This is a genomic window from Rhodococcus sp. 14C212 (assembly GCF_011058195.1).
Taxonomy (GTDB): Bacteria; Actinomycetota; Actinomycetes; order Mycobacteriales; family Mycobacteriaceae; genus Rhodococcus; species Rhodococcus aetherivorans.
The window spans coordinates 1-18134 of the sequence record NZ_JAALEH010000073.1 but is presented as its reverse complement, the minus strand read 5'-3'; the positions used below and the strand labels follow the sequence as shown (position 1 = coordinate 18134).

15 protein-coding genes and 2 pseudogenes are annotated in these 18134 nt (G+C 70.2%); 8 read left to right on the top strand and 9 right to left on the bottom strand.

Annotation, left to right across the window (positions count from 1 at the left end):
• Positions 1–17: 17 nt before the first annotated feature.
• From proS to G6038_RS23440, 5 genes are all read right to left on the bottom strand, one after another.
• Positions 18–1418 carry a proline--tRNA ligase gene (proS, locus tag G6038_RS23460; protein WP_346772896.1) on the bottom strand — a complete coding sequence of 467 codons (1401 nt, stop codon included), beginning with the start codon at positions 1416–1418 and terminating at the stop codon, positions 18–20.
• A 153-nt stretch (positions 1419–1571) separates the two neighbouring features.
• A complete protein-coding gene (locus G6038_RS23455) occupies positions 1572–2435 on the bottom strand; it encodes an RNA polymerase sigma-70 factor (protein ID WP_165040196.1) in 864 nt (287 codons plus the stop codon).
• A complete protein-coding gene (locus G6038_RS23450; protein ID WP_165040194.1) occupies positions 2432–3010 on the bottom strand; it encodes a carboxymuconolactone decarboxylase family protein in 579 nt (192 codons plus the stop codon). The genes G6038_RS23455 and G6038_RS23450 overlap by 4 nt, the downstream gene beginning before the upstream one ends.
• Before the next feature lie 323 nt (positions 3011–3333).
• A complete protein-coding gene (locus G6038_RS23445; protein WP_165040192.1) occupies positions 3334–4371 on the bottom strand; it encodes a cation diffusion facilitator family transporter in 1038 nt (345 codons plus the stop codon).
• Positions 4368–4790 carry a metalloregulator ArsR/SmtB family transcription factor gene (locus G6038_RS23440; RefSeq protein WP_072635646.1) on the bottom strand — a complete coding sequence of 141 codons (423 nt, stop codon included), beginning with the start codon at positions 4788–4790 and terminating at the stop codon, positions 4368–4370. The genes G6038_RS23445 and G6038_RS23440 overlap by 4 nt, the downstream gene beginning before the upstream one ends.
• Positions 4791–4881: 91 nt before the next feature.
• On the opposite strand from G6038_RS23440, the pseudogene G6038_RS30985 reads away from it, so the two are divergent.
• The 8 genes and pseudogenes from G6038_RS30985 to G6038_RS23405 form a co-directional block, all read left to right on the top strand.
• Positions 4882–5181, top strand: a pseudogene (locus tag G6038_RS30985) (metalloregulator ArsR/SmtB family transcription factor); the annotation flags it as partial.
• Positions 5182–5199: 18 nt separating this feature from the next.
• Positions 5200–5685 carry an SRPBCC family protein gene (locus G6038_RS23435; protein WP_206025506.1) on the top strand — a complete coding sequence of 162 codons (486 nt, stop codon included), beginning with the start codon at positions 5200–5202 and terminating at the stop codon, positions 5683–5685.
• A gap of 262 nt (positions 5686–5947) precedes the next feature.
• Entirely contained in the window at positions 5948–6622 is a 675-nt protein-coding gene (locus tag G6038_RS23430; RefSeq protein ID WP_165040190.1) for a ScbR family autoregulator-binding transcription factor, read from the top strand.
• Between the two features lie 197 nt (positions 6623–6819).
• Positions 6820–8357, top strand: a pseudogene (locus tag G6038_RS23425) (multicopper oxidase domain-containing protein).
• 10 nt (positions 8358–8367) lie between these two features.
• Positions 8368–9285 carry an ABC transporter ATP-binding protein gene (locus tag G6038_RS23420; RefSeq protein WP_165040188.1) on the top strand — a complete coding sequence of 306 codons (918 nt, stop codon included), beginning with the start codon at positions 8368–8370 and terminating at the stop codon, positions 9283–9285.
• A complete protein-coding gene (locus G6038_RS23415) occupies positions 9282–10865 on the top strand; it encodes a multidrug ABC transporter permease (protein ID WP_346772895.1) in 1584 nt (527 codons plus the stop codon). Before G6038_RS23420 ends, G6038_RS23415 begins: the two co-directional genes overlap by 4 nt.
• Before the next feature lie 57 nt (positions 10866–10922).
• Positions 10923–13046 carry an efflux RND transporter permease subunit gene (locus tag G6038_RS23410; RefSeq protein WP_165040186.1) on the top strand — a complete coding sequence of 708 codons (2124 nt, stop codon included), beginning with the start codon at positions 10923–10925 and terminating at the stop codon, positions 13044–13046.
• Positions 13047–13078: 32 nt separating this feature from the next.
• On the top strand, positions 13079–15067 hold the full coding sequence (locus G6038_RS23405) for an SDR family oxidoreductase (RefSeq protein ID WP_165040184.1): 1989 nt from the start codon (positions 13079–13081) through the stop codon (positions 15065–15067).
• Between the two features lie 58 nt (positions 15068–15125).
• Here the strand turns inward: G6038_RS23405 and G6038_RS23400 are convergent, their stop codons facing one another.
• From G6038_RS23400 to G6038_RS23385, 4 genes are all read right to left on the bottom strand, one after another.
• Positions 15126–15998, bottom strand: a complete 873-nt coding sequence (locus G6038_RS23400) for a sucrase ferredoxin (RefSeq protein WP_346772894.1) — start codon at positions 15996–15998, stop codon at positions 15126–15128.
• A gap of 21 nt (positions 15999–16019) precedes the next feature.
• Positions 16020–16595 carry a YdeI/OmpD-associated family protein gene (locus G6038_RS23395; RefSeq protein WP_165040182.1) on the bottom strand — a complete coding sequence of 192 codons (576 nt, stop codon included), beginning with the start codon at positions 16593–16595 and terminating at the stop codon, positions 16020–16022.
• Positions 16596–16597: 2 nt separating this feature from the next.
• Entirely contained in the window at positions 16598–17119 is a 522-nt protein-coding gene (locus tag G6038_RS23390; protein ID WP_165040180.1) for a hypothetical protein, read from the bottom strand.
• Between the two features lie 117 nt (positions 17120–17236).
• Positions 17237–17719, bottom strand: coding sequence for a hypothetical protein (locus G6038_RS23385; protein ID WP_165040178.1), 483 nt, complete (start codon positions 17717–17719; stop codon positions 17237–17239).
• Positions 17720–18134: the final 415 nt, after the last annotated feature.

Sequence of the window (18134 nt, the reverse complement as noted above, 5' to 3'; positions counted from 1 at the left end):
GGCTGTTCACCGGCCGGTCAGTAGCTGCGGCCGACGAGGGCTACGAGATCTTCGGCCGGCGTGTCCGGGCCTGGGAGTTCGCCGTCAGTGGTGTGCAGGCACCGGACGGTCACGGCATGCGCGTGGAGCTGGCGTTCCCCGTGTTCGCCGAGGACCGTCCAGGGAATACGAGCAAATCCGGTGGCACCGGCATCGACCGCCTCGGCCAACGTGGAGGCCTCGGCCGTGCGCCGACGGAGCCGGTCGCGCGCGGCGGCGAACATCTCGGTATGGATCACGTCGAGGAGCTCGCGGATGGTGGAGACCGCATGATCACCGGCGACCGTGAACTTCTGTCGTGTGTCACGTCTGATCAGGGTGTACTCGCCGCGTTCGAGGTCGCGAGGGCCGACCTCGATGCGCACCGGCACACCCTTGAGCTCCCATTCGGTTGTCCGGCGCCCGAACCCTTGGTCGGTGCGAGCATCCAGCCGCGCTCGCACGCCGGCAGCGGCGAGGGCGTCGGCGAGAGCCGATGCGGCGGTAACGGTGGGGTCGTCGCCTTTGACCGCGACCACCACTACCTGCAACGGCGCGATCCGCGGGGGGAGGCGAAGCCCTCGGTCATCGCCGTGCGCCATGATCAGACCGCCGATCATCCGAGTGCTCGATCCCCATGAGGTGGTCCAGCATGTTCGGCGCTGCCCGGCGGAGTCGGTGTAGCCGATGTCGAAGGCTCGGGCGAAGTTCTGACCGAGCTCGTGGCTGGTCGCCATCTGCAGCGCCTTGCCGTCACCCATCATCGCCTCGCACGTCATTGTCGTCACTGCGCCGGCGAACTTCTCCCGCTCGGTTTTCACCCCGACCAGAACGGGGATCGCGAGCATGTTCTGGAGGAAGTCCCGATAGACGTCGAGATGAATCCGGCGGGCGAAGGCGCTTGCCTCGTCGCTGGTGGCATGAGCCGTATGGCCTTCCTGCCACAGGAACTCGCTCGTACGCAGAAAGATCCGAGGCCGCATCTCCCAACGCACCACATTGGCCCACTGATTCAACCGCATTGGCAAATCACGGTGTGAACGAACCCATTTGGCCATCATTTCACCGAACACTGTCTCGCTCGTCGGGCGCACCACAGCCGGCTCGGCGAGGTCCTTACCGCCGGCGTGAGTGACCACCGCCAGCTCCGGGCTGAATCCCTCGACATGTTCGGCTTCCCGCTCGAGATAGGACTGCGGAATGAGCAACGGCAGATAGACGTTCTCGGCACCGGCAGCTTTGATCCGGGTGTCCACCGCTGCCTGCATGTGTTCCCACAACGCATACGCATACGGTCGGATCACCATCGTCCCGCGCACAGGCCCGTTGTCAGCCAGCTCCGCCTTGTTCAGAACATCTTGATACCAGCGGGGAAAGTCTTCGTCCTGCGGCGTCAGCACTCCAGGCTTCTGTGAAGATCCAGCCATCCAGCGATACTAACGACCCAACCGGAGCGCACACCGCCGGAACCGCTTCGGCCCCAACCGTCACAGTGCCGAATCCCTGTCGCCTTCTCGCACGCAAGACACCGGCCGACCGTCCGCGGACGACGGTCACCGCCGCAGTTCCGCCAAGGTTCCCAGCCGCCCCAGTTTGTGTGGGTTGTTGATCGCGTAGAGGCGGGTGATCCGGCCGTCCTCGACCACCAGACTCACCGCAGCGGTTGCGCCTTCGACCTCGAAGCGTGCTCCCGGCATCCCGTTGAGCCAGGTACCGGCCGCCACGAAGGCCGGGGTCCTGGCCAAGCGGACCAGCAACACCGCCAGTTTCTCCGCTCCGACGATCGGTTTCCGGGCAGCCGGTACCACCCCGCCGCCGTCGGCGATCGCCACCACGTCCGGGGCGAGGACCTCCATCAGACGCTGGATGTCGCCCGTGGAGAGGGCGGTCATGAACGTCTCGACGACTGCCAGCTGCTCGGCCGGGTCCACCCGCATCCGCGGCCGCCGCGCCGTGACATGCCGGCGGGCACGGTGTGCGATCTGCCGGACCGCGGCCGGGGTCTTGCCCACCACCTCGGCGATCTCGTCGTACGGCGTATCGAACACCTCACGCAGTACGAACACTGCCCGCTCGACCGGACCGAGGGTCTCCAGCACGGTGAGCATCGCGATCGAGACGCTCTCGGCGAGCTCGGCGTCCTCGGCCACATCGGGAGTGGTGAGCAGCGGCTCGGGCAGCCATTCCCCGACGTACTCCTCGCGTTGCCGCGCCAATGCCCGCAGCCGGTTGAGCGCCAGCCGAGTGACGATCCGCACCAGATAGGCCCGTGCGTCCCGCACCTCCGTCCGGTCCACGTCGGCCCACCGCAGCCACGTCTCCTGGACGACGTCCTCGGCGTCGGCAGCAGAGCCGAGCATCTCGTAGGCGACGGTGAAGAGCAGGTTGCGGTGGGCGACGAACGGGTCGTCGGTCATGCCTTCGACGCTACGGCGAGCGGCTCGAGGTTGCAGGACGCGGAAAACCCCTGCGACTCGATGCCGAATGCGGTGTTGGAGCGGGTCATGAAATTCGTCAGCGCGATGTACGCGGTCAGCTCCACCATCGCGGCCGGGCCGAGCGCCTCCAGCAGCCGGGCCGACAATTCGTCGGTGACCGTCGGCGGGGTCTGCGTCATCGCCTCGGCGTACTCCATGACGTCGCGCTCCAGCGGCGTGAAGACATCCGACTCGCGCCACCGTGGCACCTCACGCGCCTTCGTCACGTCCAGCCCCTTGTTGTGGGCATGGAAGTAGCCGAGGTCCAGGCAGAAGCTGCATCCGACCAGGCTGGCCACCGCCATGTGGGCGAACGACTTCAGGTTCTCGTCACACCGGTCCCACTTCTGAATCCTGCGACCGACCCCGAAGCCGAAGTTCAGCACCTTCCGGTTGTGCCACATCACCCCCACCCCCTCGGGCACGTCGCCGAGCATCCTTCGGGACATCCGCTTGACGAGCGCGCCGTAGATGCCGGTCAGCTCCGCCTTCGGGATCCTGGTGCTGCTGGTCATGATTCCTCCTTCGGTTACTTGCTCTCGGCATGGAGACACCGGCCACGAATCGAATGTGACATCCGAGCCGGAAATCGTTGCCGCGGGCGGCCGAACCGAGGGGACGAATGTGCACGCGGCCGGCGCGCGAGCGGCGGCGAGCCGATCGAACCACCGCGGAGGGGACACCATCGATTCGAGTCCGCCGAGGGCGACGGTGCGCGGGTCGGATGCAAACCCTGTCGACGCTCGGCGGGAAGACAGCCGATGCCGCCGATGTCGAGCACCTCATCGCCCCAGCAGTCTCCGACCGAGTCCCGTCTGGTTGTTTCCTGGGTGGTCCGTCACCGCCGATGCGGTGAGGACTTGCCGGCGGCGACGGGGTTGTGCGCCGGATAGGCGTGGACGAGCGCGGTGGACAGTTTCGGCACCGCATGGGTGAGGGTGTGTTCGGCCTCGTGCGCCAACCGATGCGCGGCGGCCAGGCTCGTGTCGGCATCGGTGTCGAGTTCGACGTCGGCATGCAACCGGTGCCCGATCCACCGCATCCGCACACTGCGCACACTGCGCACGCCGGGCTCTTCGGACAACGATCTTTCGGCGGCATCGACGAGTTCGGGATCGACCCCGTCCATCAACCGCCGGAACACATCCCGCCCCGCGGTGCGCAGGACCACGAGGATCGCGACGGTGATGACCAGTCCGACGATCGGGTCGACCAGCGGGAACCCGAGGGCCACGCCACCGGCGCCGAGCAACACGGCCAGGGAGGTGAAACCGTCGGTGCGAGCATGCAGCCCGTCGGCGACCAGAGCGGCGGAGCCGATCCGGCGGCCGACGCGAATGCGGTAGAGCGCGACGAGTTCGTTGCCGACGAATCCGACGAGCCCGGCCAGGGCGACCCATCCGAGTTGCTGGATCGGGACGGGGTTGATCAGCCGACGCACCGCCTCGACCCCGGCGACCACCGCGGACAGGGTGATCATCGCGACCACGAACAGCCCGGCCAGATCCTCGGCCCGCCCGAACCCGTAGGTGTAGCGACGGGTGGCGGCCCGGCGGCCGAGCGCGAACGCGATCCACAGCGGAATCGCCGTCAACGCGTCGGAGAAGTTGTGCACCGTGTCCGCGAACAGCGCGACCGACCCGGAGACGGCGACGACAGCCAACTGCGCGACCGCGGTGATACCCAGCGCGACCAGGCTGATCTTGACTGCCCGGATACCGATTTCGCTGGACTCGAGCGCGTCGTCGACACTGTCCGCCGCGTCGTGGCTGTGCGGAGCGAACACCTCCCGCACCGCGGCACCCCACCTGCCACCGCGCCCATGCCCATGCCCATGACCGTGGGTGTGGGTTGGCGGTTTCGGCGCGTGGCTCATGCTCGACCACCTTCCGTGCGTGCCGGTGCGGGATCGACACCTCGCTCGGGATGCAGAATCCGCAGATCGTCGCCGGTGCGGTGATGACCGGGAACGCCGGGCCCGGCATGCTCGGCATTGAACACCGCGTCGGTCACCAGTTGGCGGACGTGATCGTTCTCCAACCGGTAAATCACCTGGGTGCCTTCCTTCCGAGTGCGCACCAGCCGCGCCATCCGCAGCTTCGCCAGATGCTGCGACACCGACGGGGCGGGCTTCCCCACATGCTCGGCAAGGTCGTTGACAGACAACTCTCGATCCACCAACGCCCACAACACCTGGACTCGAGTGGAATCGGCCAGCATACGGAAGACCTCCACCACGAGGTCGACCTGATCGTTCGGCAACCGCCGCCGACATGAATCGTTATCTGCATTCATACGCAGATAGTATCCAATGCGAGTAATGAACTCCACGGAAGCGCAGGACACCTCTTGACAATCACACTGCGTAAGCGAAAACTTACCGTTCGTAGACACTTACCAAGCTGGAGACGAATGGGGCGCGCTCGCCGATCGAACGAGGCGCACGATCCTCGAGCGCCTGGCCCAGGGCCCGTGCGCGGTCGGTGAGCTCGCCCGCGAGCTGCCGATCAGCCGACCGGCGGTCTCGCAGCACCTGAAGGTGCTCAAGGACGCCGGGCTGGTCCGCGACCGGGCCGTCGGCACGCGCCGCATCTACCACCTCGACCCGGCCGGCATCAGCGCGCTGCGCTCTCAGCTCGACCGGTTCTGGGAACAGGCCCTGACCGCCTACAAGGAAGCGGTCGAACAACCTGCAGGAGAGGTCATGACACAGACACACGCCGGAGCGGTGCGGCAGCAGATCGTCGTGAACGCAGGACTGGAGCGCGCGTTCTCGCTGTTCGTCGAGCGATTCGATGCCATCAAGCCGCGTGAACACAACCTCATGACGGTCCCGATCGCCGAGACCGTGTTCGAGCCCCGGGTGGGCGGCACCATCTACGACCGCGCCGTGGACGGCAGTGAATGCCGGTGGGCGCGGGTGCTGGTCTACGAGCCGCCGAACCGGGTGGTGTTCAGCTGGGACATCAACGGGCGCTGGCAGATCGAGACCGACCCGGCCAGGACCAGCGAGGTGGAGGTCCGGTTCATCGCCGAATCCGCCGATCGCACCCGGGTCGAACTCGAGCATCGCAACCTGGAGCGCCACGGCGAGGGCTGGGAAGCCGTCCGCGACGGTGTCGGACACGACGCCGGGTGGCCGCTCTACCTGCAGCGCTATTACGACGCCGTCGAGAGGGGCCGGCGCTGAGGGCGCCGATGGCGAGGCCGGACGACCACCGGCGCAGGCGAAGTCGCGAAACCGGACGACTGGTTTTCCAGTGGTATGCTGACAGCGCATCCAGGGACAGACCTCCGGGACGTGGCGTGCGCCGCGGCACGGACGGGCCTCCGGTTGCACCGCAGGGAGCGGAGGGTGATGTTCCGTTCGGGCCGGCTCGGGGGCCGTACCGAACGGATCACCCCCGTCCCCACCCGGTCACGCAGGGCGGCCGACGAAGCGAGGAGTGGTGATGCCCCGGGACTCCGTCGGTGCAGCGACCGTCGAATCGGCAGCGACCCCGGCCGGGCGCCCGGCCCAGCAGCGCGCGATCCGGACACGACAGCAGATCCTCCTCGCCGCCGCGCAGCTGTTCGCCGACAACGGCATCAACGGCACGGCCCTCGCCGAGGCCGCAGCCTCGGCCGAAGTGACCAAGGGCGCACTGACCTTCCACTTCCCCACCAAGGACGCCCTGGTCCAGGCGTTGATCACCGAACAGGAACAGCGCACCCTCGCCACGATCGGCGTGGTCCTGCACACCGACGCCCCGGCGCTCGAGCAGCTCGTCGCGCTCACCCATGCGCTGGGCCGGTTGTTCGCCGAGGACCTGATCGTCCAGGCCGGGTTGCGGCTGACCGGCGAGTACGAGCGCGCCGATCCCGAGGCCTACCGGAGCTGGATCACAGTGTTCGAGGGCCTGTTCCGACGGGCGGCAGCCGAGGGCGAGCTGAGTACCCGACTGAACCCGAAAGCGCACGCCCGGTTCCTCGTCTCCGCCGTCGCCGGGGTGTATCTCCTGTCGATGGTCCTCGCCGGCCGCGCGGACCTCGAGGTACGCCTCGACCAGATGTGGGAACTGTTGCTGCCCGGCATCGTCCGTGCCGATCGGCACGACCGGATCCCGGCTATCCGCGCAGCACGCTGACGCGTTCCCCCACCCGACGGGGCGAAGCCACCGGGAGGAACTCGTGACGAGAAGGCGGTTCTCGCGGCATCGGCCGAGTAGCGGGCCCGGCAACCGCCCGCTCGTCGCAGGAACCTCCCGTTCGGTCCGCCGGGAGCACCCCGGCGCGCCGGTCCCCTCGGGGTTGTCCCCCATTCCGATTTCCGGTGTGCGCCCGGATGTGCGCCCGCCCCCGCCCCAGCAGTATCGATCTCGTGAAGCGTGTACTGCTGCAACTCTCCGGCGCCGTCGTCGCCGTGATCGTCGTCCTCACCGCGATCGCTGCCGGCGTCGTCGTGCACGCCTGGAACTCGACGGTGGTCGACACCACCGGGCAGGTCACCTTCGACCGTCCGCTGAACATCCCACCGCTCGCCGAGAGCACGGTCACGCCCGACGGGGTCCGCGTGTTCGACCTGACCATGCAGCGCGGAACCACGGACATCGGTCGCGGTCCCGGTTCCCGGACCTGGGGCGTGAACGGGTCGTACCTGGGGCCGACGCTGCGTGCCGGGCGCGGCGAGCACGTCCGGGTGAACGTCACCAACGATCTCGGCGAGGCAAGCACCCTGCACTGGCACGGCATGCACCTGCCGGCCGCAATGGACGGCGGCCCGCACCAGCCGATCGCCCCGGGTGCGACGTGGAGTCCGCAGTGGACGATCGACCAGCCCGCCGCGACGCTGTGGTACCACCCGCACCCGCACGGCACCACCGCCGACCACGTCTACCGCGGGGTCGCCGGAATGTTCCTGCTCGACGACCCGGCCGGGGGCCCGGCCCTCTCCGATCGATACGGGATCGACGACATCCCACTCGTGGTGCAGAACAAGCGGTTCGACGGAGACCAGCTCGAGACCGGCGCCGCGATGTTCGCCGCCGTCGGGCTCCTCGGCGACGAGATCGTCGTCAACGGCACCCCGCGGCCCTACCTCGACGTCGTCACGGAGCGGGTCCGGCTGCGGCTGCGAACGCCTCCAACGCCCGCGTCTACAACTTCTCCTTCGACGCCGGCCTGCCGTTCCTGCTCATCGGCACCGACGGCGGCCTGCTCGAACGTCCGGCGCCGATGCGCCGCATCCAGCTCTCCCCCGGCGAACGCGCCGAGATCGTCGTCGCGTTGCCCGCGGGCACGACGACCGTGCTCCGCAGCACGGCGCCGGACCTGGGCGCGGACTTCTGGCAGACCCGGTTCTCCGGCGGTGACGACAGGTTCGACATCCTCGAACTGCGTGCCGCGCACACTCTCGCGCCCAGTGCACCGGTGCCCGGGGAACCGACCACCCACGCGGATCTCGGCACACCCACCGTCACGCGACACATCGATCTCACCGGCTCCGGCACCATCGACGGCCGCGAAATGGACATGGCCCGCATCGACCAGACCGTCGCCGCCGGCGCCACCGAGGTGTGGGAGGTCCGCAACAGCAGCGGCACGATCCACAACTTCCACATCCACGGCACGAGCTTCCGCGTCCTCGGCGACGGCCATCCCGCGCTGTCCGGCCCGAAGGACACCGTGTACATCGCGCCGGGGCACACTGTCCGGCTGCTGATGCGGTTCGCCGGCCGCCCCGGCCCCGCGACGCCGTACATGTACCACTGCCATCTGCTCCGGCACGAGGACAACGGCATGATGGGGCAGTTCGTCGTCGCACCGGGCGAAGAGCCGAGCGCGCCGCACGAACCGGCCGCCCACACCGCACTCCACGAGTAGCGTGCGTCCCATGACGTCCGCGATCCGGATCGAGGGACTGGTCAAGCGATTCGGACGATTCACCGCGCTCGACGACCTCGATCTCGAGGTCGCCACCGGCGAGGTGCACGGCTTCCTCGGTCCCAACGGCGCCGGCAAGTCCACCACGCTGCGGGTCCTGCTGGGACTGCTCCGCCCGGACGCCGGGCACGTCGAACTGCTCGGCGGCGACCCCTGGCGCGACGTGGTGCGCCTGCACCGGCGGCTCGCCTACGTGCCCGGCGACGTGAGTCTGTGGCCCGGCATGACCGGCGGCGAGGCCGTCGACCTGCTCGGCCGGTTGCGCGGCGGGCTCGACCGGCGCCGCCGCGCGGACCTGCTCGAAAGGTTCGAACTCGATCCGACCAAGCGCGGCCGCACCTATTCGAAGGGCAACCGGCAGAAGGTCGCGCTCGTCGCGGCGCTGGCCTCGGACGTGGAATTGTTGCTGCTCGACGAGCCGACCGCGGGGCTCGATCCGCTCATGTCCGCGGTGTTCCACGACGAGATCGCCCGGGAGAAGCAGCGCGGGCGGACGGTCCTGCTGTCGAGCCACATTCTCAGCGAGGTCGAGGCGCTCGCCGACCGGATGAGCATCATCCGCGACGGCCGGGTCGTGGAGACCGGCACCCTCGAGGACATGCGCGCGGACCTGCGGTCCACGATCGACGCGGTCCTCGCCGCGCCCGTGGCCGACCCGACGGCGCTGACGACGCTGCCCGGGATCCACGACGTGCGGATCGACGGCCCCCGCGTGCACTGCGCGGTCGAGCACGGCCGCGCCGGCCCGGTGCTCGCGGCGCTGGGCCGCTACGACATCCGCAGCGTCACCGTCTCGCCGCCGTCGCTCGAGGAGTTGTTCCTGCGGCACTATCACCCGCAAGGCCGGGACGGGCAGGCCCCGACGTGACGGCATCGTTGACGGGCATGCGGCCGCTGCTGCGGGCCACCGCCGAGCAGGACCGCGGCAACGTCGCGCCGTGGATCGTGCTCATCACGGCGCTGTCGGTGTCGTCGGTCCTCGCCTACGGCTGGGTGTTCCCGGACGCGGCGAGCCGGCGCACCCTCGATGCCACGCTCGGCGCGAACCCGGCTCTGCGGGTCGTGTTCGGTCCGGCGCGGGACCTGACGTACGCGGACGGGTTCAACGCGTGGCGGGCCGGGGCGCTCGGCGCGTTCTTCGCGGCCCTGATGGCGATCCTGGCCGTCACCCGCAACAGCCGCGCGCACGAGGATTCGGGCCAGGCCGAGCTCATCGCCTCGGGCGTCGTCGGCCGCCAGGCCCGGCTGGCGACGGCCGTCGCCTGGGCGGCGCTGGCCTCCGTCGCGCTCGGTGCCGTCTGTGCGGGCGCGACGATCCTCGCCGGCGGCGGTGTCGCCAACTCGATCACGCTGGCCGCGACGTTCACCGCGTCCGGGCTGGTGTTCGGTGCGCTCGCGGCGGTCACCGCCCAGCTCGGCTCGTACGCCCCCACCGCCAACACCCTGGCGATCGGGATCCTCGGAGCCTGCCTGCTGATCCGCGCCTACGTCGACGTGACCACTCCGGACGGATGGGCGATCTGGACGACCCCGCTCGGCTGGGTGCAGCAGGTCCGTCCCGCGTCGGGAAACGACTGGTGGCCGCTGGCGGCCTGCCTGGCGCTGACGGCGGTGCTGCTGCTGGTCGCGTTCGTCGTGCAGGCGCGACGGGACTTCGGGGTCGGCGTGATCGCGCCGTCGCCCGGGCCCGCGGACGGCGGCGCGGGGACGAGCGTGTGGGGCCTGGCGCTGCGGTTGCACCGCGGTGCGCTCGCCGCGTGGGCGACGGTGTTCGTGGCGCTCGGGGTGGTGTTCGGATTCATGTCCACCACGTTCGCCGATGTCTTCGCCGACAACCCGGCGCTCGGGTCGTTGCTCGGGAGCGGCCGCGGTTCGCTCGTGTTCGGTTTCGTGGTGACGATGCTGCAGCTGATGGGCATCGTCGCCGCGGTGTTCGGGGTCCAGGTGATGATGCGGCTGCGCGCCGAGGAACTGGCGCTGCGGGTCGAACCGGTGCTGGCCGGGGCGCTGACCCGGACCCGGTACTTCGCGTCGCACGCCGGGATCGCGCTGCTCGCCCCCGCGGCGGCGCTGCTCGTGGGCGCGACGCTGTTCGCGTACGTCTCGTCGGCCCGGGGTGGACAGATTCCGGCCGGGGATCTGATCCGGCAGGCGCTCGTGACGATTCCGGCGGTGTGGGTGCTGGTCGGGCTGGCGGTCGCGGTGATCGGCGCCCGGCCCCAGGCGCGGATGCTCGGCTGGCTCGGTGTGGTCGCCGCGTTCGCGCTGACGATCCTGGGCCCGCTGTTCCGGTTGTGGAACTGGATCCTGGGGATCAGCCCGTTCCGGCACGTGCCGGTGGTGACGGCCGCGCCGCCGCAGTGGCTCGGGTTCGCCGTGCTCACCGCCGTGGCCGCGCTGTGCGTCGCGGCGGGGTTCGCGGGGTTCCGGCGCCGGGACGTCGGCTGAGGACCGTCCCCACTACAGTCGCGGAGCATCGGGTCGTCACCGCGAACGGAGCACCACATGAACCGTTGGGCCACATTCGTCGCCGACCGGCGCTGGTGGGTGCTCGGCCTGGCCGTCCTCGTCGTCGTGCTCGCCGGGGTCTGGGGCACCGGGGTGTTCGGCCGGCTCTCGCAGGGTGGGTTCTACGATCCCGGCAGCGAATCGGCCGAGGTGCAGCACATCGTGGACGACAACTTCGGCCCGCAGACCGCCGACATCATCGCGATCTACACCCCGCCGCCCGGGCGCACCGTCGCCGACATCGGACCCGAGGTGACCGCGGTGCTCGACCGGTTCGCCGCCGAGGTTCCCACCCATGCGATCAACTCCTACTGGTCGGCCGCGCCGCCGGCGAAGCAGCTGCTGCTGTCGAAGGACGGCGGCAGCGCGGCGGCGGCCGTCACCCTCGAGCCCGGCTCGGAGATCACCGTCACCACGTTCCAGGGCCTGCTGCCGAAGCTCGAGGTGCCCGGCGTCGACGCACAGTTCGCGGGGAACTCGGTCGTCGGCGTCGCGTTCACCACCCGGCTCGAGCGCGATCTGCTGTTCGCGGAGGCGATTGCGCTGCCGGTGACGCTGGTGCTGCTGGTGTTCATCTTCGGCGGTCTCGTCGCGGCGGCGGTCCCGGTGTTCGTCGGGGTCCTTGCCGTCCTCAGCGCCCTCGCGACGCTACGTCTGCTCACGATGTACACCGACGTGAGCTCCTTCGCGCTGAACGTCACGTCCCTCATCGGGCTGGGCCTGGCGATCGACTACGGGCTGTTCATCGTCAGCCGCTTCCGGGAGGAACTCGACTCGGGTGCCGACCCGGCCACCGCGACCCGTCGCACCGTGCTCACCGCGGGCCGCACGGTGATGTTCTCGGGGCTGCTGCTGATGTGCGCGTTCGCCGGAATGCTCGTATTCCCGCAAGCGCTGCTGCGCTCGCTGGGCCTCGGCGCGATCGCCGCGGTGCTCAGCGCGGCGGTGCTCTCGCTCACCGCGATCCCCGCGCTGCTGGCGATACTCGGGCACCGCATCAACGCGCTGACGTGGCGGGAGGGCGCCGCGCGGCGGGGCGAGGCCCGGGCCCGGCGCTTCTGGGGGTCGGTGGTGACGAAGGTGATGCGCCGGCCGGCCCTGGTCGCAGTGACCATCACCGCCGGTCTGCTGCTGCTCGCCACGCCGCTGTTGCGCGCCTCCTTCGGTGAGATCGAGTACACGGCCTTGCCGGCGGGCGACCCGGCGCGTGCCGCCACCCAGACGTTGCTCGACGATTTCCCCTCCACCGGCAACGGCGTCACGCTCGTGCTGAGGGGCGACGAGGGCTCCGGGCCCGCCCCGGCCGCGGTCACCTCGGTGTCCCGGGCGGCGGCGGACGTGGACGGCGTCGCGCAGACCGTCACCGTCGCGTCGCGGAACGACGTCGTGGTGCTGCAGGCGCTGTACGCACAGGGCGTGGAGGAGACGCCGCGGGCCGGCGAGATCGTCCGGGAACTGCGGGATCTGCCGCCCCCGCCGGGCACCGGCCTGCTCGTCGGTGGCGGCCGGGCGATGGTCGACGACAGCAACGCCGCGATAGCGCGGTCGATGCCGGCGATGATCGCGATCATGGTGCTCTCGACCCTCGTGCTGCTGTTCCTGGCGTTCGGGTCCGTGGTGCTGCCACTCAAGGCGGTGGCGATGGCGGGCCTGAGCCTGGCGGCCACGTTCGGCGTGCTCACCTGGGTGTTCCAGCTCGGGAACGGAGCGGAGTTGCTCGGCGTGACCCCCAGCCCGCTGGAGCCGAGCTTCGTGGTGCTGATCCTGGCGGTGGTGTTCGGCCTGTCCACCGACTACGAGGTGTTCCTCATGTCGCGCATGGTGGAGGCACGGGCCGACGGGGCGAGCACGGAGGAGGCGGTGCGGTTCGGCACCGAACGCACCGGCCGGGTGGTGACCTCGGCGGCGCTGCTGTTGATCGTCGTGACCGGCGCCTTCACGATCTCGGGCCTGTCGATCATGCGGTTCCTGGGTGTGGGGATGATCCTCGCGCTGATCATCGACGCGACAGTGGTGCGGATGCTGCTGGTGCCGTCGCTGGTCAAACTGATGGGCGAGGCGAACTGGTGGGCGCCGGCGTGGATGAAGCGGGTGCACGCGAAGGTCGGCATCGGACACTAGAATCCGTTCTTACCTTGCAGTAGGTTCGGCCCATGGCCACGTACCTCGTCACGGGCGGCACCGGCTTCCTCGGCACGCACGTGCTCGGGCACCTGCTCGCGACCCACCCGGACGCCGACGTCCATGTGCTGGTCCGGCCGGCGTCGCTGCCGAAGTTCGAGGCCCTCGCCGCGCGCCTGGAGGGCGGGACCCGGCTGCACCCGCTGCTCGGCGATCTGACCGAGCCGGGACTCGGGCTCGATGCCGCGACGATTCCGCCGGCCGAGCACGTCCTGCATCTCGGCGCGATCTACGATCTCGCCGCCGGAGAGGAGCAGGCCGCCACGAACGTGGCGGGCACCCGCGCGGTGATCGCCCTCGCGGAGAAGCTGGGCGCGACCCTGCACCACGTCTCGTCCGTGGCCGTCGCCGGTGACCACCGCGGCACGTTCGCCGAGGACGACCTCGACCTGGGCCAGCACTTCCCGTCGCCCTATCACCGCACCAAGTTCGAGGCCGAGAAGGCGGTCCGGGCGAGCCCGGTGCGCCGGCGCATCTACCGGCCGTCCGCGATCGTGGGCAGCTCCACCACCGGCGAGATCGACAAGATCGACGGCCCCTACTACTTCTTTCCGGCACTGGCTGCGCTGGCGGCGCTGCCGTCGCGGCTGCCGCTGGTCCTGCCCGACCTCGGCGACACCAACCTGGTGCCGGTCGACTACGTCGCGGCCGCGATCGTCGAACTGATGCATCGTCCCGGACTGGACGGGCGCACCTTCCACCTCGTCTCCCGCCCGCAACCGGTCCGCGAGGTGTTCGCGGCGCTGGCCGCCGCGGCCGGGGCCCCCGTTCCCGTCGCCGGCGTGCCCGGCGCGCTGGTACGTCCGCTGTTGTCGATCACCGCGCTTCCCGGCCTGAACACCGCCCGCCGCCTCGTACTGCGACGGACGGGCATCCCACCGGCCGTATTCGGCCAGCTGACCTTCCCGAGCCGGTTCGCCGACCGCAGCACCCGGGAAGCCCTGCGCGGCAGCGGCATCACGCCGCCCGAGTTCGCCGGCTACGCCGCGGTGCTGTGGCGCTACTGGCGCGAGCACCTCGACCCCGACCGTGCCCGACGCGACGATCCGCGTGGACCGCTCGTGGGACGGCACGTGCTGATCACGGGTGCCTCCTCGGGGATCGGACGGGCGAGCGCGATCGCCGCGGCCCGCGAGGGTGCCGTGGTCTTCGCCCTCGCTCGTCGCGCCGAGGAACTCGACGCGGTCGTCGCCGCGATCCGCGCGGGCGGTGGCAGCGCGTACGCGTATCCGTGTGACCTCACCGACTCGGCGGCGGTGGAGCGCACCGTGCAGGCGGTCCTCGCCGAGCACGACCACGTCGACATGCTCGTCAACAACGCGGGACGCTCCATCCGGCGCGGGCTGTACCACTCGACGGACCGGCTGCACGACTTCGAACGCACCATGGCGGTCAACTACTTCGGCGCGGTGCGGTTGACCCTGGCCCTGGTGCCGCACATGCGCGCACGCCGGTTCGGGCACATCGTGAACATCAGCACCGCCGGGGTACAGGCCCGCACCCCGCGATACGCCGCGTACATCGCCTCCAAGTCCGCGCTCGAAGGGTTCGCCGACGTCGCCGCCTCCGAAACCCGGGACGACGGAATCACTTTCACCACCATTCACATGCCGCTCGTGCGCACACCCATGATCGAGCCCAGCGGGGCGTACAACCCGGGTCCGGCGATCAGCCCGGAGGACGCCGCGCGGATGGTGGTCCGGGCCCTCGTCGAACGGCCCAAGCGCATCGACGTGCCGATCGGCACCCTCGGCGAGCTCGGCGGTATCTTCGCGCCGGGCCTGCGGGACCGGATGTTCTCGCTCTACTACCACACCTACCCCGACGCGCCCGCCGCACGCGGCGAGCAGTCCGCCTCCGCCGGCGCGCCCCCGCAGCCGCGGACGCTGTCCCGTCCGGTGCTGCCGAATCCTGCGATACTGCGCCGGATCGGCCGGCTGCTGCCCGGCGTGCACTGGTGAGGCGGCTGCGCCGCCGGTGTGTCCTTCGGGCGGCCGGGACCGCCCGAAGGACACACCGCTAGAGGACCGCCACCAGCGGTCGCACCGGCTTCGGATCGGCGCCGCAGCTGACCGGACGCGGTGGCAACTGCCGGGTCTCGATCCGCACGCGCCAGCGGCGACCGTCGCGGTGCCGCACCACCGCTGCGGCGTCGCCCTCGTCGACGACGAGCGCGTCGGCATCCGCGGGCACCTGCTCGCGCACCGCGATCTCGGCGACCTGCCCGGCCGCGGACCAGCTGCTGCGCCCCCGCAACCCCGGCAGATACACCTCGCCGCGAGCGGCGGCCGCCAGAGCGTCCCGGCTCTGCGCGACGTCGAGCCGGCCGTAGGTGTAGCCCGTCGGCAGCAGGATCAGCGACGGGGCGAACCGGTGCCCGCCGGTGTGTGAACACTCCCACACGTCGTCGCCGAACTCCGCGGCCAGCGCCGCCGCCACGGGGCGCCCCAGCACGGCGCAGCACCGGTCCCGTTTGCCGTGCGCGCACACCAGCGCGACGGGCCGGTCCTGTGCCCGGCCGAGGCCGGGCGCCGGTCCGGCGACGACGCGCGGGATCAGGTCGAGCAGTTCCTTCGGCTCCCCGACCTCGAGCCGCTCGCACCAGCTGCCGCCCGGCTCGGAGCGGGCCAGGAGCACGGTGCGGCCGTCGCCGGGACGCGACGTGTCACGGCCGGGCCGGCGGATGAACAGCAGCCGCACGCCGGCGGCGTCGGCCGCGGCCGAGAACTCGCCGGCGAGACCGGGGCCGAGAGCGGTGCCGTCGAGGACGTCGCGCCCCCAGCCGGACGGCATCTCGAGGCACACCCAGCCGGGGGCCGTCGCCGCGGTGCCGGGCAGGGGCTCGTCCAGCGCGGAGGCTGCCGAGCAGGCAGGAGGAAAGACAGGACTCACCCGCCCATTGTGTCCGTCCAGTCAGTCGTGGAAACGACGACCCTCCGCGAGCTGCTGCACGAAGGCCTCGATGCGGCGTGCCCGGGTCTCCGGGCGCTGCGCGGCCTGCAGCCGGTACGCGATCGCGTACCGGTTGCGGCCGTCGAGCGTGTCGTAGAAGGCCTGCGCCGAGGGATTGCCCGCGAGGGCGTCGAGGAAGTCCTGCGGCACCTGCGCGGTCGCCTGGCCGGCGTAGGCGCGCTCCCAGCGGCCGTCGGCGCGGGCGCGGGCGACCTCGGCGGCCCCGGCCGGAGCGAGCCGGCCCTGCGCCTCGAACCGTTCGGCGAGCGCCCGGTTGCGCTGCGACCAGGGACTGCGGGCCCGGCGCGGGGTGATGCGCTGCAGCCGGAAGTCGTCGTCGAGCCTGCGTGCCTGGCTGTCGATCCAGCCGTGGCACAGGAGTTCCTCGACCACCTCGGCGTAGGTCACCGACGGATGCGCCGATCCCTTCTTGGCGAGCTTGACCCAGATGCCGGGCGAGTCGGTGTGGTGCTCACGCAGCCAGGCGGCGAAGGACTCCCGGTCGGGGAAGTACTCGACGGGCAAATCGTCGGCCATGATCATCTCCCCAGCCGGCGCAGGCCCGCCCGCGTCCACAGGCGCAGGAAACCCTGGGAGAGGTAGGTGAGAGAGCCGAGCGCGAGCACCCACTTGACGGTGCTGACCGTCGTCGCCGCCCGGACGGTGGGGTCGGCGATGTGGTCACGGTGGTCGAGCAGATACAGCCCCGCGACGTTCTCGCCGTAGTCCGCCGCCGCAGCCACCGCCGGAGCGACGGCGAGAACGCGGCGGATGCGTGCGGGCACGGGCCGATGCTCGGCGAGCGAGCGCGCACCGGTCTGCAACGCGATGGCAAAGATCAAGGGATGCACCATATCCCAGTAGTAGTGCCGGCGATACCGCAGGACGGTGTCCGCGTCGAGTCCGTCGAGAACGGTGCGGTACGTCGCCGCGGAGAAGGCGGTCTGGATCCGTCCCACCGCCGACGTGGCGGGGCCGAGCACGCGGGCGATGTTCGCCTGGGACAACGCGAATACCGCGGCGGCGGCCAGCAGTCGTCGGTCGGACGCGGTCCATGCCATGCGGCGATCGTAGCGGCTACTCGGAAGCGCGGCGTCCGGTCGGACCGCTCGATCGATCCGACCGGACGCCCGCTTCACGGGGTCAGCGCTTCCCTCGGTCGCGCTGCCGAGCGGCCGTCACAGTCCGGCGGAACCGCTGCTGATCGGGTTGCAGCCACGGATCGTTGTCTGGTGCCACTTGCCGATATCCATGTAGTCCTGCTCGGGGCCGAGGATCATCCGGTACTTGACGACATGCGAGTCCGCCAACGGATTCGGCAGCGTCGGAAGCTGCTCGATCGTGCCGAGCCTCACGTTGTAAGTGACGGTGTCGTTGGGGACGGACTTCAGTCCGGCCAGGCGGCCGGTGGGACCGGTGCCGTAGTCCGTGCCGGTCGGCACCTCCTCGTCGATGACAAAGTCGATGGTGAAGTTCTCGAGGGCGGTCGTGTTCTTGATCGTGAAATCAACGGAGCAGTCGTCTTTGCCCTGTGCCCAGTACTGAACATTGCCTTCACGCTTTCCACCTTCGGGCTCGGCTGCGGCTACTCCGCCACCGAGTCCGACGCCGACACCCGCGGCAATCACGGTGGCAGCGAGTCGTCTCGTCGTGCTGCGCATGTGCGCTCCTCTCGTCGAAGAAGTAGGCGTTTCGGACGGTATCAATCATGTTCGGTTGCGCAACCCTCCCTCGCGAGATGCCGCCGCACCCGGAAGGAAGGCAACCGGACACGATTCCCCTAGTCCGTGGGAGCTAAACCGTCATCGGCGAACCGACACCACAACGATGCCCCCATGACGTCTCATCCTGCGGATTCGAGACCGCTCGGACCCCGGCCGGGGCTCACGGAGGTGGCAATTGTGATCTGCATCACATAAGAGGGTTCGGCGCGTCGACACGGGAGGGGAGGCGTTCGATCGACACCCACACCCTGGGATCCACGCGGACGAATCGACCACGTCCGAACGACGGATTTCCCCGCCCTCGGATGCTTCTTCGTCGACGCGACGGGGGCGCGCCCGCACGTCACGCGAC